Consider the following 12274-nt stretch of genomic DNA (forward strand, 5'->3'; position numbering starts at 1 on the left):
TGCAGCGCCATTCCGCGCTCCTGATAGTGTGGCGATGATCATGATATCCGGGCCCTTTAGCGCCTGAATCAGCCCCTTACCACTAGTGAAAAGGCAGCAAAACCGCGTGAAAGACCACTTGGAGCCCCGTCCCTCCGATGAGACCGGGTCAAGTGCGGTGGACGCTCCCTCGGACGGCACCGCCGCAACGGTTCCGGTTCGCACCGGACGCCTCGCCGCCTTGGGACGCAGGCTCAGGCAGCCCATCCCCGGAGCCCGCACCCGCGTCCGGTTCGAAATGCCACCGGAAGACGAATCCGAAGAAGGCCGCAGGGGGCCCGGTTCCGAGGACGACCACGGCTTCGGAGCGCCCGGGCCACGCATGTCCTCCCAGCACCCGCTCTATGTCGGATTCATGGGGACCGCAGGCGTCGGGATTGCATTGGCAGTGTTCTATATCGCCAGCAATACCACCCAGCTCATCCTGTGGATTGTTGCCGCACTCTTCATAGCCTTGGGGCTTGACCCCGTGGTCCGCTGGCTTGAGTCCCGGCGGGTTCCCCGCCCTGCGGGCATCCTGATTTCCGTTTCGGCCCTCGTCCTGGCCGTGGCCGGGTTCTTCGCCACCCTGATCCCGACGATTGTTGAGCAGGTATCGGAAATTGTCCGCCAGGCCCCGGAATGGATCCGCGGGTTCCTTGACTCGGACTTTTTCCGCAACGCCGACAGCCAGTTTGGCGTCCGTGACCGCATCACCACGGAACTGGACAAGTTCGTCAAGGATCCCGAGGCCATGGGCGGCATCTTCGGAGGCGTCGTTGGTTTCGGATCCACAGTTGCCAACGGCCTGTTCGGCTCGCTGATTGTGCTGGTCCTCAGCCTTTACTTCCTGGCTGCGCTCCCCTCCATGAAGAAGTGGGCCTACCGCCTGGCCCCCCGTTCACGCCGTCCCCGGGTTGAGGCCCTTTCCGAGGCCATCACTGATTCCGTGGGCAACTACGTGATCGGCCAGGCCTGCGTTGCCCTCCTGAACGCCATCTTCGCCTTCATTGTGATGACCATCCTGGGCATCCCGTTCAGCGTCCTGCTTGCTTTCGTGGTGGCCCTGCTCGCCTTCATTCCGCTGGTAGGTGGCCTGATCGCCGCCGTCGTGGTCATCCTGGTCTCCCTCACCGCGGGGTGGCAGACTGCCGTGGTCTACGCGATCGCCTACTTCGCCTACCTTCAGTTCGAGGCGTACTTCATCTCTCCGCGCATCATGCAGCGAGCCGTGGCCGTCCCCGGCGCCGTTGCTGTGATCTCGGTGATTGCCGGCGGCAGCCTGCTCGGTGTCCTGGGTGCCCTGATCGCCATCCCGACCGCCGCGGCGATCATGCTGCTGATCAAGGAAGTTTTCATCGTCCGCCAAGACCGGCACTGACGGCCCCGCAATGCGGGGTTAGGCGTTGGCCACAGGCCCGGCCCAATCACGCGGCAGGCCGTCCACGCCGGCACCTGCTGGAGTAACGTCGTCGACGATCTCGTTCAGGACGCGCGCGGCGTACTTCTCCCCCACCCACAGGTGCTTGGCGCCGTCGACGCCGACAAGCCGGGCCTGCGGGACAAGGCTGAACCGCTGGGCTGCTTCGGCAGGCTGCAGGTAGTCATCGTGTTCCGGCACCAGGACCGTGAGCGGCTTCCCGGATGCCGCCCACTCCTTCACGTGGACATCCGTGGCCCGGTGCAAGGGCGGGGACAACAACACGGCCCCTTCGATCTCCGAAGCCACCGGCTGCACAGCGCCGTACATCAAGGCAAGTTCCGTGCCAAAGGACCAACCGACCAGCCAACGGTTCGGCAGGCCCCGCTCAACAGCAAACCGTACCGCCGCCTCTACGTCGTACCGCTCCCCGATGCCTTCTTCGAATTCTCCATCGCTGGTCCCGCGGGGAGACTGGGTGCCGCGCGTGTTGAACCTCAGCACAGCCACTCCGGCCAGCGCCGGGAGCCTGTAGGAGGCCTTCCGGTAGACGTGGGAATCCATGAACCCGCCGTGGGTCGGCAATGGATGGAGAGTAATGAGCGTCGCGGTGATCTCGCCGGATTCCGGAAGTGCCAACTCGCCCAGCAACACCTTGCCGTCCTCTGTGGTGAACTCCACATTCTCGCGGCGGGCGGGCAGGACAGTCGAAGCGCGGATCTCCGATGGGGCAGCCTGCGGGGTAAATACGAACGAGGCGGGGTCGAAAGTCATGGTTCCCAGCCTAGCGAATCAGCGGTAGCGGTAGGTCCTGCCGGTCCAGCAATTGGTGTGCCAGTGCCGGCGTTCGGCCAGCCCTGCGGCCTGACCGAACAGGTGGCTGTCGGACCACACCACCAGATGCGCGATGCCTGGGACGATTGCGGTGGAACAGCCGGGGCAAATGTACTGCTTCTCCGCTTTTTTGGCCGTCATGGTCCTGACCATCCAGTCACCATCCGGGGCGCTCTCACGCCGGGCAATTCCGCCCCTTGCCCGTTCCAGGTCAATCTCGGATACCGGCTCGGCCCACTTGCCGGAGCGTGCGCTGGACGCGTTGCGACGAGGTCGGTTGGAGCGGGGCATGCTTCCATTCTGCCCCAGCCACCCTGTTGCAGATGGTGAGACGGTAATGTGGAGCGGGTGCGACTCGTCATAGCCCGTTGTTCTGTTGATTACGTTGGCCGCCTCAAGGCCCACCTTCCCCTCGCCACCCGGCTGCTGCTGGTCAAGGCCGATGGCTCCGTGCTGGTGCACTCGGACGGCGGCTCCTACAAACCGCTGAACTGGATGAGTCCCCCGGCCACACTGCGGGTGACGACGCCGGAGGAGACCGACGTAGAGGAAGGCGTCGTGGAACAGTGGACCGTCCAGTCCGCCAAGACCGATGACCGCCTGATCATCAACATTTACGAGCAGCTGCATGACACCTCGCACGAGCTCGGTACAGATCCCGGCCTGATCAAGGACGGAGTGGAAGCCGATCTCCAGCGGCTCCTCGCTGAGCAGATCGAGACACTCGGAACCGGCTACTCGCTCATCCGGCGTGAGTACTTCACGGCGATCGGACCGGTGGATATCCTTGCCCGGGACGCCAACGGAGCCACAGTTGCCGTAGAACTGAAGCGACGCGGCGACATCGACGGCGTCGAGCAGCTCACCAGGTACCTGGAGCTGTTGAACCGCGACCCCCTGCTGGCACCTGTGCGTGGCATTTTCGCCGCCCAACAGATCAAGCCGCAGGCGAAGGTCCTGGCGAACGATCGCGGCATTGCCTGCGTAACGCTCGATTATGACGCCATGCGCGGCGTGGATGACAGTGAGTCCCGGCTCTTCTAGCCTCTTCCCCAGGCACCTGTGCCGCAGGCCACTAGAATCAACAGCATGACTGCCGCAGATCGCTTGCCCACTTCTTCCGCGCCGAGCCACCAGATCATCAAAGGCACGATCGTCAGCGATGGCGAGGTGGTTCAGGACGGCCTTGTTGCCATTGAAGGCGACAGGATTGCCTACGCCGGACCTGCGGACGGCTTTGATCCGGCAGCTTTCGAAGGCTTCCAGAGCGCTGTCCGGCTTGGAGTTCCCAGCGGCAGCTACCTCATTCCAGGACTGGTGGATGTTCACTGCCACGGCGGAAACGGCGGGGATTTTCCTGGCGGAGATGAGGCCTCGGCGCGCCAGGCCGTGGATTTCCTGCACCGTTCGGGCACCACGACGTTCCTTGCCAGCATGGTGACCGCACCCCCGGAAGACCTCCTCCGTGGCATCCAGCTGTACGTGAAGCTGGCCGCTGAAGGCCTTGTTGCCGGAATTCATCTCGAAGGCCCCTTCCTTTCCCATGCCCGCTGTGGAGCCCAGAACCCGGAATATTTGCTGGAACCGGACCTGGACCTCATGGAGGAACTCGTCGGCGCCGCAGCCGGCAAGCTGGCCACCATGACCTACGCGCCTGAGCTTCCGGGTGCCGCGGCACTGGTTGACCTGATGACGTCCCACGGCGTGACCCCGTCTCTGGGACACACCGATTGCGACGACGCCACCGCTGCTGCGTCGCTGGCTGCCGCCCGCGAGGGGCTGGAATCAGCAGGGTTCGACGGCGTCAGCTCGCTTCCCACCGTGACGCACCTTTTCAATGGGATGCCACCGATGCACCACCGCGCCCCAGGCCCGGTGGCAGCGTGCCTTCGAATGGCCCAGGAAGGCAAAGCCGTGGTGGAACTCATCGCCGACGGCACGCACCTGGACCCCAGCATGGTGGCCACGGTCTTCCAATTGGTGGGAGCGGCCAACATCGTCCTGGTGACCGATTCCATGGCGGCGGCCGGCCTTTCCGATGGCAGCTACATGCTGGGCCCCTCCCCCGTGACGGTCAGCGACGGCGTTGCCACCCTTGATGCCACCGGATCCATCGCCGGCGGCACCGCCACCCTCCTGGAGGTCGTTCGCAAAACGGCAAGTGCCGGCGTCGCTCTTCCCGATGTCATTTGCTCCGCTACAGCTGTGCCCGCAGCTGTCCTGGGCCTTTCGGATGAAATTGGCGGACTGCGCCGCGGACTGCGCGCAGACGTTGTTGTTACCGACGGGGACCTGGAACTCACCGGCGTGATGCGCAACGGCATCTGGTTGTCCCAGAGCTAATTCGCTGCTGCTGCGTTACCTTCTTTTTACCGAAAATTTTCCCGAATTGCCCAAAAGACCGTTGACCTGCGGCAGGCCACATGAAAGTGTTGTAGCAGTCTTTGTGTAGGTGGTTTTCATGCTCGCAAGACGAGTTGCGAGCGTGAAGCTCCTGCGAAACCAATCCGGGTCCGCCCGGATGGAATCCAAGGTCTTCTCGCGGAGTAACAAAGCCGGTACGAGGTGTATCGGACTGATGTTCCACAATGAGGAGAAATACATGGCACTGGGAACCGTCAAGTGGTTCAACGCTGAAAAGGGCTTCGGCTTCATCACCCCGGATGACTCGGATGGGGACGTTTTTGTTCACTACTCCGAGATCCAGACCGGCGGATTCAAGACCCTCGATGAGAACCAGCGCGTTCAGTTCGAGATCGGCCAGGGCGCCAAGGGCCCCCAGGCAACCGGCGTTACCGTCGTCTAGTCTTACCCGTTGAATTCTGCTGGTTGCAGATTCAACAAACACGTTGACCCCGGCTTTCATGCCGGGGTCAACGTGTTTAAGGACAGTAATGTCTGATATCCCAACAACTGCTGTTACTAACCGTGAAGAAAGCAGAAACCGCGGTTCTGAATGGCCCTTGCCTATTCAGGCAACAAGGGTTCGGAGCAACCGCGCAGAATGCCGTACGGACAATCCCGGAAGATAGGCCCGGGTGAGTGCACGGCCCATTGCAGGAAGGTGCAGCGGGTCCTGGTAATACATGTACAGCGTTCGGTACTCCGGCTGGAAACGCGACTTAAAGGAAGCCAAGGACCTGAATCCATAAACTGGTTCCAGTGCTTGCCCAACCGCATCAAGAATTCCTGCCAGGCCCTCTGCCTGCTGTTCGATTTCGCCCTTTTCCCGGGCCAAAGGCGAGCCCGACAACGAGATAACCTCCACGGAACTGCGCAGGTGGAGGATGGCGGAGGCAATGAGGAACTCCATGACTCCAGGGAAGGAGTCACCCCGGCGCCTCATGAAGTCCAACGTCCAACTGACTACCCGGCCATCTTCATGGACCGGCAGCCAACTGGTGACCCCGTACACGAAGCCGGCATCATCCACAGCGGCGCAGCAAAGGACGTCATCGTCCTCGACTTCGTCCAAGCCACCCAAAGTGAAACCCATTTCCGGGATCTTCTTCTGCGCGGCCCACTCTTCGGAGACTTCTGAGATCTGGGAGCGCACGCCGGGGGGAAGTTCGGAGTAGCGGCCCCAAATGGCGGTGATACCAAGCTTCCTGGCACGGTTCAGCGATGTCCTGACGTTCTGCCATTCCTTGCCGCGGAACTCAAGGTCCCTGATCCGCAGACGGGTTTCCTGGGCCACCGAGACCCTGCGGAAACCGCGCGCGCTGAGCATGGCCCACAATTCATCGGTGCAGGAGTAGAGGCAGGGTATCAACGCCTGCTGGGAACAATAATCGAGGAAGCCCCTGGCAGTGTCGAGATGGTGGACAGCGGGCCCAAAAGGACCAGCCATGGTCAAGGCCACATGGCCGTGGACCTGGTACGCCACTCCCCCGGTTCCTTCAGCATTGAACCAGTACTTGTTGGGTTCCCAGAGGGCCATCCACGACAGGGAGTCGCCCCCTGCCTTGACCAAGGACCTGGCCCTCTCACGGGATTGATGATCGAGCCCACCGGAATGGTGCCCACGAATCAGCAGGATCCACACGCCTACGAGTGCCACCAGCCAGAAAACAGTGCCGGAGTAGGAGAAGAGGAAAACCTCCACCACATCACGTTCAGCGAAGACCTTCCGGTAGACGCCCGGTAGCGGGACCGGAAGATACTGCCTGGCAAGCTCAGAAGCCAGGCCCAGCAAGCCGTCGTCGCGGTCCATGCCACCGGAAGCCAGCCACACCAGCGTATAGGCGAGGCCAAGGCCGGCCCCGGTCAAGCCCACCAGCCAAAAAATCCGTCGCCTCAGGCGGTCCGACGACACCACACGGAAGTGGCCGCGGTAGGCAAAGAGAAGCACCGCCAACACCAGCGGCACCAGAACCAGGGGCAGGAGATGAACTACAGCCGTGTTCAACATGGGCACGTGCGGACGTCCCTGGAGCCTCGGCATCCCGGCGAAGAGACCCAGGTAAATTGCCGACAACGCGACCACCACCAGTTGGACACTGATCGCAATCCCCACAGCAAGCCGACGACCACGGCGCATGCCGTCAGCACAAATGAGCAGCAGCACTACCGGCACGACGGCAAGCGCCAAACCGAAAGGGCCCGTATAGGCCTGTCGGCCCACTTCCAAACACGCCACATCAATGGTTCCCCCGCAGTTGCTTTCCAGCTGGCTCAACGTAGGCAAGGGATTCAAGATGACGTCGCGCAACAACGCGAGGGGACCGGAAGGACTCTTGGCAGCTGCGGTCACTATGGGGCCAACAGCAAAGATTGCCATCGTCAGGGCAAGAAGGTTCCTGACCTCCCTGCCCGTGGAGCGATGCAGATAAAGATGCCCGTTGCTGCTTTGCATCCACCACCCCGCGGCAAGGCCGATCAGAGCCCCCAGGAAACCCACGACGGTCTCGGCGTGGCCAACATACAAGACCAGAAGCAACGACACCGAGATAGCCACCGTGCGCAAACGCCGTTGCCACAAGGTGGGAAGCAGCGCGCTGGCAGCCAGCGCAGTGCCCAAAACCGCGCCATAGGGGCCTATCAGCCGGGTATCGGCCATTCGCGACAACCAGCCATCATCGGAATACTGCGCCACCTGGGTGACCAGGAGGAAAGCGGTCACACAGGCAAACTGGCTGCCCAGGAACACGCCTGCTGCCCTGAGCGATCCCAGACGCCGCTCGGCCAGGCCCAGGAGGAACAAGAACATCAGGATGGCTGTGACATAAGCCAAGGGGTTGGTGGTGAAGAACAATGACGTCCAGATGGACCACCATTCACCGGACCGCAGGCCATCCAGGGACACCCCGGCAAAGGCCAGCCACGGCTCCGGTGGACCCGACAGGAAGCTGCCGGAGGCAAGGGACAATATGACAAACAAAGCCAGCACCACCAGGGTGAACGGCGTCGCCCGAAGATGCCTCCCTGCCTGCTGCAACGCAGGCTTGATCACACCGTTGATGGCAAGGCTCACCGCGTCAACCCCCAGCGATCTGCGAGGAAGTCCAATGCTCCCGGCATCCCCCGGACAACGGCATCCCAGGAATGCCCGGCGTGCCGAATGGAATGTTCCTCGGTTGTGAAGCCCGCCGTCTTTGTCGCCCCTGCGAGTTCATGCATGTAGTCGGTGAATTCGTGGTCGGTTTCACCAGCGGTGAGGTAGACGCCGTTTCCCGCGAAGTTGCGCTCCTGCAGGAGCACCAAAGGGGTCTTGGACTCGAAAGCCGCCACATCGCCGTCGAACGAGTCCTGAATGGTCTTGTTGCGATCCTTGGCCAAGGCGGGTTCCCGTTCCGCGGAAAACGCCAGCACTGTAGGAAAGAGCTCCGGGTGGGCAGTACCCATCTGCAGGGCGCATGTGCCTCCGAACGAGAAACCACCTACTGCCCATTGTTTGGGGTCAGGCGAAACGTCAAGGGTGGAGTGGATCCACGCAGGAACATCCTGGGAAAGATAGGTGTCCGCAGGGGCAATCAAGCTATCCATGCACATGGTGTTGGCGCTGCTCGAGCCGTTGGGATCCACCACCACCGTGACAGGGGCAATTCCATGGTGCGCTTCGGCGAAACGGTCCAGCTGCGTGCGGAGCTGCCCGCCAGTCAGCCAGTCGGCCGGTCCACCGGGTTGCCCGGAAAACAGGACCAGCACAGGCAGCGCAGGGCGGGCATCGGTCAGGTAGGCAGGGGGAAGATAAATATACGCATCCCGTGCAGTAAATCCGGAGATGGTTCCTGGAATTTGTGCTTTGCGCAGCATCCCGCCCGGCGGCATGGAGTCCGGTGATTTCCAGGCTGCAGGCAACGGACCGGGCTTTGCTCCCGGGCTCCGTTGGAGACCGGCCTCCAATGGTTGGATGCGGGCCACTGCTGTACCCAGCAAATCTGCTACCGAATTGTTCAGCCCAAAATAGAGATTCACCTGGACTGCGCTGAGGAGGACTACTCCCAGCATCGCCAGGACGCTGAACGTGCGCCCCCGGACCCTGCTGCGGGGAAGGCGAACTGCGCAGAGGAGGATGGCAGCGACGGCCGGCACCGACCAAGCCAGCGTTTCAAAAGGCAGGTTCTCGGAAAAGGTGGCCATGAGGTCCACCAGGATCCAGTGAACCAGGGCAACAATGCCGATGGAAACCGCCAACGCAGCTACGACCACCAGCGGCCACGAACGACCACGCCTCCATAGAAGGTACGCCCCGCCGGCAGCACCGCAAGCGATGCTGAACCAGAGGAACGGACCATCCACCAGGCTGAGGTCGGAAAATAGATCCATGGCGCCTAACGCCAGGTGCCAACGCCGACGACCGGACCGGCCTCCAGCCAGGATGACAAGCCTGCATACGCGTCGAAATTCATGGCAAGCATGAACTTCGAGCCTTCGTACTGCAGTTCAACCACTACGACGCCGGGCTGTACCCTGACGAGTTCGTCTTCCGTGGGTTGTCGGCGGCCCAGCAGTTCAAGCGAACTGCGTGTGAATTTATGCTTGGGGATCACGCTCAGGGACATCAAGCGGAACCACTCCAGCTCATTGTCCTGATAACGACAAACCCCCATCTGCCAGCTGTTTCCAGCCATGCAAATGGAGGCGTCTACCGTGCCCAGGGCACGCCGCAGGTTGAAGCGGCGCACCCCGAACAGGCACAGTGAAATGATCAGCAACGTAAACGCTGTTGCCAGGGCGATGAACGGAATAAGGGAATCGTCCATCAAGGTCGTGCTATCGGATCCCCGCTGTAGCCGCTTCGCCCAATTTGGCGTTGTCAGCAACAATGACCACGCGATCGTTGTCAACGGAGAAGAACCCGCCGTCGACCACTACCGCAATACGGTCACCGGAAACCGGCTGGATTGCCAGCTCGCCCTCGGCCAGGATGGCCAGAAGGGGCGAGTGGCCCGGCAGGATTCCGATTTCACCATCGCTGGTGCGGGCCTTCACCATCTTGGCCGCGCCGGACCACACGAAGTGGTCCGCTGCGACAATCTCAACCTCGAGCTCAGCCATACTACTTGGTCTGTTCCTGGATCTTGGCCCACTGACGCTCGACGTCATCCAGGCCACCGACGTTGAAGAACGCCTGCTCTGCGATGTGGTCCAGCTCGCCGTCGCAGATGGCGGTGAAGCCTTCCACGGTGTCCTTGATGGACACGGTGGAGCCCTCGACGCCGGTGAACTGCTTGGCGGTGTAGGTGTTCTGGGAGAGGAACTGCTGGATACGACGTGCACGTGACACGACGATCTTGTCCTCTTCAGAGAGTTCGTCAACACCGAGAATGGCGATGATGTCCTGGAGTTCCTTGTTCTTCTGCAGGATCTGCTTAACACGGACAGCCGTGTTGTAGTGGTCCTTGCCGATGTACTGGGGATCCAGGATGCGGGAGGTCGACGTCAGCGGGTCAACGGCCGGGTACAGACCACGGGATGCGATTTCACGGGAAAGTTCCGTGGTCGCGTCCAGGTGTGCGAAGGTCGTGGCCGGGGCCGGGTCGGTGTAGTCATCAGCCGGCACGTAAATGGCCTGCATCGACGTGATGGAGTGACCCTTGGTGGACGTGATGCGCTCCTGGAGGAGACCCATCTCGTCAGCAAGGTTGGGCTGGTAGCCCACGGCGGACGGCATACGGCCGAGCAGCGTGGAAACTTCCGAGCCTGCCTGGGTGAAGCGGAAGATGTTGTCGATGAAGAGCAACACGTCCTGGTTCTGGACATCGCGGAAGTACTCCGCCATGGTCAGGGCCGACAGGGCCACGCGCAGACGCGTTCCCGGCGGCTCATCCATCTGGCCGAACACAAGGGCGGTGTCCTTGAGGACGCCTGCCTCTTCCATTTCAACCCAGAGGTCGTTACCTTCACGGGTACGCTCGCCAACGCCGGCGAATACGGAAGTACCACCGAAGTTGCGGGCAACACGGGTGATCATTTCCTGGATCAGAACGGTCTTGCCAACACCGGCGCCACCGAACAGGCCGATCTTTCCACCCTTGATGTACGGGGTGAGAAGGTCGATGACCTTGATGCCGGTCTCGAGCATCTCCGTGGAGCCCTCGAGGGAGGCGAAGGCCGGAGCCTTGCGGTGGATCGGCCAGTAGGCGTCAGCCTTGATCTCGGACTCATCGACGTCCAGCGGCTTGCCGAGGACGTTGAAGATGTGGCCCTTGACGCCGTCGCCGACGGGCACGGAGATCGGAGCACCGGAGTCCTGCACGGTGGTGCCGCGGACGAGTCCGTCGGTTGCCTGCAGGGAGATGGCGCGGACGAGGTTGTCACCCAGGTGCTGGGAGGTCTCGAACGTGATGGTCTTCGTCTGGCCGTTGAGAGTGATCTCAGTGGTCAGAGCGTTGTAAATCGAGGGGATTGCGTCAGCCGGGAATTCGACGTCGACAACCGGACCAATAACACGGGCAATGCGGCCGGTGGCACCGGCCGTTGCTACGTGTTCGGTAGCAGTGGCAGTCATCTCTCTCACTTCACTCAGTAGATGGCGTGGGGTTAAGTTTATCTGTTTGTTGCAGGTGCGGCTTCGAGCCGAATCCGGTGCAGGCTAGGACGCGAGGGCGTCGGCGCCGGCAACGATTTCGGAAAGCTCCTGCGTAATCTCGGCCTGGCGGGCCGTGTTGCGAAGGCGCGTGTACTTCTTGATCAAATCCGTAGCGTTGTCACCGGCCGACTTCATGGCACGCTGGCGGGCTGCGAGCTCGGAAGCTGCGGCCTGCAGCATGGCTGCGAAGATGCGGGACTCGATGTAACGCGGAAGCAGTGCGTCAAGCACCTGCTCTGTTTCCGGTTCAAACTCGTACAACGGCAGCAGCTCGGAGTCCGAAACTGCTTCCTCTTCGACGACCTCGAGCGGGAGCAAACGGATGACCGTGGGCTCCTGCGTCACCATGGACTTGAAGCGGGTGTATACGACGTGGATCTCATCCACGCCACCCTCTTCGTAGTCAGTGGAGAAGTCTTCGAGAAGTGCAGCTCCGACTTCCCGTGCGGTTTCGAATTCCGGGGCGTCCGTGCCACCGGTCCATACACGGGTGTATGACCGGTTGCGGAAATCGAAGTACGCCTGGGCCTTGCGGCCAACCAGGTATGCCTTGACTTCCTTGCCTTCTGCGTGAAGAAGCTCGGTGAGACCTTCAGCCTGCTTGAGCACACTCGCGGAATACGATCCTGCAAGGCCACGGTCCGATGTAATGATCAGGACTGCGGCGCGGCGGATCTGCTCCGGCTCGGTGGTCAGCGGGTGGTCGATTTCGCTCTGAGTTGCGACAGCAGAAACGGCGCGGGTAATCGCGTTCGCGTAGGGCAGTGAAGCTGCTACGCGGGCGCGGGCCTTACCGATGCGCGAGGTAGCGATCAGTTCCATCGCCTTGAAGATCTTGCGCATCGACGTCGTCGAGCTGATCTTCTGACGGTAGACCCGAATCTGGGCTCCCATACTTATCCTTTCCTATGTTCCCGATCTGCTGCCCTGCCGGGGCCCTTTCGGACCCCGGCAGGGCAGGTAATCGG

12 protein-coding genes are annotated in these 12274 nt (G+C 61.8%); 4 read left to right on the forward strand and 8 right to left on the reverse strand.

Features of this window, described 5'->3' with window-relative positions:
* Positions 1-106: 106 nt before the first annotated feature.
* A complete protein-coding gene (locus LDN85_RS13600) occupies positions 107-1399 on the forward strand; it encodes an AI-2E family transporter (RefSeq protein ID WP_026540151.1) in 1293 nt (430 codons plus the stop codon).
* A gap of 18 nt (positions 1400-1417) precedes the next feature.
* Here the strand turns inward: LDN85_RS13600 and LDN85_RS13605 are convergent, their stop codons facing one another.
* Both LDN85_RS13605 and LDN85_RS13610 read right to left on the reverse strand, forming a co-directional pair.
* A complete protein-coding gene (locus LDN85_RS13605; protein ID WP_223943316.1) occupies positions 1418-2212 on the reverse strand; it encodes an alpha/beta fold hydrolase in 795 nt (264 codons plus the stop codon).
* Positions 2213-2230: 18 nt separating this feature from the next.
* Positions 2231-2563: an ATP/GTP-binding protein gene (locus tag LDN85_RS13610; protein ID WP_223943317.1), complete on the reverse strand. Its 333-nt coding sequence runs from the start codon at positions 2561-2563 to the stop codon at positions 2231-2233.
* Between the two features lie 57 nt (positions 2564-2620).
* Between LDN85_RS13610 and nucS the strand changes: the two genes are divergently transcribed.
* The 3 genes from nucS (at position 2621) to LDN85_RS13625 (ending at position 5078) form a co-directional block, all read left to right on the forward strand.
* Positions 2621-3316, forward strand: a complete 696-nt coding sequence (nucS, locus tag LDN85_RS13615) for an endonuclease NucS (RefSeq protein WP_026540148.1) — start codon at positions 2621-2623, stop codon at positions 3314-3316.
* A 45-nt stretch (positions 3317-3361) separates the two neighbouring features.
* Complete coding sequence (nagA, locus tag LDN85_RS13620) at positions 3362-4615, forward strand: N-acetylglucosamine-6-phosphate deacetylase (protein WP_223943318.1); 1254 nt, start codon at positions 3362-3364, stop codon at positions 4613-4615.
* A 259-nt stretch (positions 4616-4874) separates the two neighbouring features.
* Positions 4875-5078, forward strand: coding sequence for a cold-shock protein (locus LDN85_RS13625; protein WP_018776337.1), 204 nt, complete (start codon positions 4875-4877; stop codon positions 5076-5078).
* Between the two features lie 165 nt (positions 5079-5243).
* Here LDN85_RS13625 and LDN85_RS13630 read toward each other — a convergent pair whose 3' ends face one another.
* The 6 genes from LDN85_RS13630 to LDN85_RS13655 form a co-directional block, all read right to left on the reverse strand.
* Complete coding sequence (locus tag LDN85_RS13630) at positions 5244-7760, reverse strand: DUF2156 domain-containing protein (RefSeq protein WP_026540146.1); 2517 nt, start codon at positions 7758-7760, stop codon at positions 5244-5246.
* Positions 7742-9040, reverse strand: a complete 1299-nt coding sequence (locus tag LDN85_RS13635) for an alpha/beta hydrolase-fold protein (RefSeq protein ID WP_223943319.1) — start codon at positions 9038-9040, stop codon at positions 7742-7744. Before LDN85_RS13635 ends, LDN85_RS13630 begins: the two co-directional genes overlap by 19 nt.
* A gap of 5 nt (positions 9041-9045) precedes the next feature.
* Positions 9046-9477 carry a DUF2550 domain-containing protein gene (locus LDN85_RS13640; RefSeq protein WP_026540144.1) on the reverse strand — a complete coding sequence of 144 codons (432 nt, stop codon included), beginning with the start codon at positions 9475-9477 and terminating at the stop codon, positions 9046-9048.
* 10 nt (positions 9478-9487) lie between these two features.
* Positions 9488-9772, reverse strand: a complete 285-nt coding sequence (locus LDN85_RS13645) for a F0F1 ATP synthase subunit epsilon (RefSeq protein WP_026540143.1) — start codon at positions 9770-9772, stop codon at positions 9488-9490.
* A gap of 1 nt (position 9773) precedes the next feature.
* Positions 9774-11225, reverse strand: coding sequence for a F0F1 ATP synthase subunit beta (atpD, locus tag LDN85_RS13650; protein ID WP_026540142.1), 1452 nt, complete (start codon positions 11223-11225; stop codon positions 9774-9776).
* Between the two features lie 84 nt (positions 11226-11309).
* Entirely contained in the window at positions 11310-12200 is an 891-nt protein-coding gene (locus LDN85_RS13655) for a F0F1 ATP synthase subunit gamma (protein WP_026540141.1), read from the reverse strand.
* Positions 12201-12274: the final 74 nt, after the last annotated feature.

This window comes from Arthrobacter sp. StoSoilB20, from assembly GCF_019977295.1.
Taxonomy (GTDB): Bacteria; Actinomycetota; Actinomycetes; order Actinomycetales; family Micrococcaceae; genus Arthrobacter; species Arthrobacter nicotinovorans_A.

Coding starts and splice junctions, on each gene's coding strand:
- LDN85_RS13610 (WP_223943317.1), bottom strand. CDS start 2,563: ATGCCCCGCTCCAACCGACCTCGTCGCAACGCGTCCAGCGCACGCTCC.
- LDN85_RS13655 (WP_026540141.1), bottom strand. CDS start 12,200: ATGGGAGCCCAGATTCGGGTCTACCGTCAGAAGATCAGCTCGACGACG.
- LDN85_RS13640 (WP_026540144.1), bottom strand. CDS start 9,477: ATGGACGATTCCCTTATTCCGTTCATCGCCCTGGCAACAGCGTTTACG.
- atpD (WP_026540142.1), bottom strand. CDS start 11,225: ATGACTGCCACTGCTACCGAACACGTAGCAACGGCCGGTGCCACCGGC.
- LDN85_RS13605 (WP_223943316.1), bottom strand. CDS start 2,212: ATGACTTTCGACCCCGCCTCGTTCGTATTTACCCCGCAGGCTGCCCCA.
- LDN85_RS13625 (WP_018776337.1), top strand. CDS start 4,875: ATGGCACTGGGAACCGTCAAGTGGTTCAACGCTGAAAAGGGCTTCGGC.
- LDN85_RS13635 (WP_223943319.1), bottom strand. CDS start 9,040: ATGGATCTATTTTCCGACCTCAGCCTGGTGGATGGTCCGTTCCTCTGG.
- LDN85_RS13645 (WP_026540143.1), bottom strand. CDS start 9,772: ATGGCTGAGCTCGAGGTTGAGATTGTCGCAGCGGACCACTTCGTGTGG.
- nagA (WP_223943318.1), top strand. CDS start 3,362: ATGACTGCCGCAGATCGCTTGCCCACTTCTTCCGCGCCGAGCCACCAG.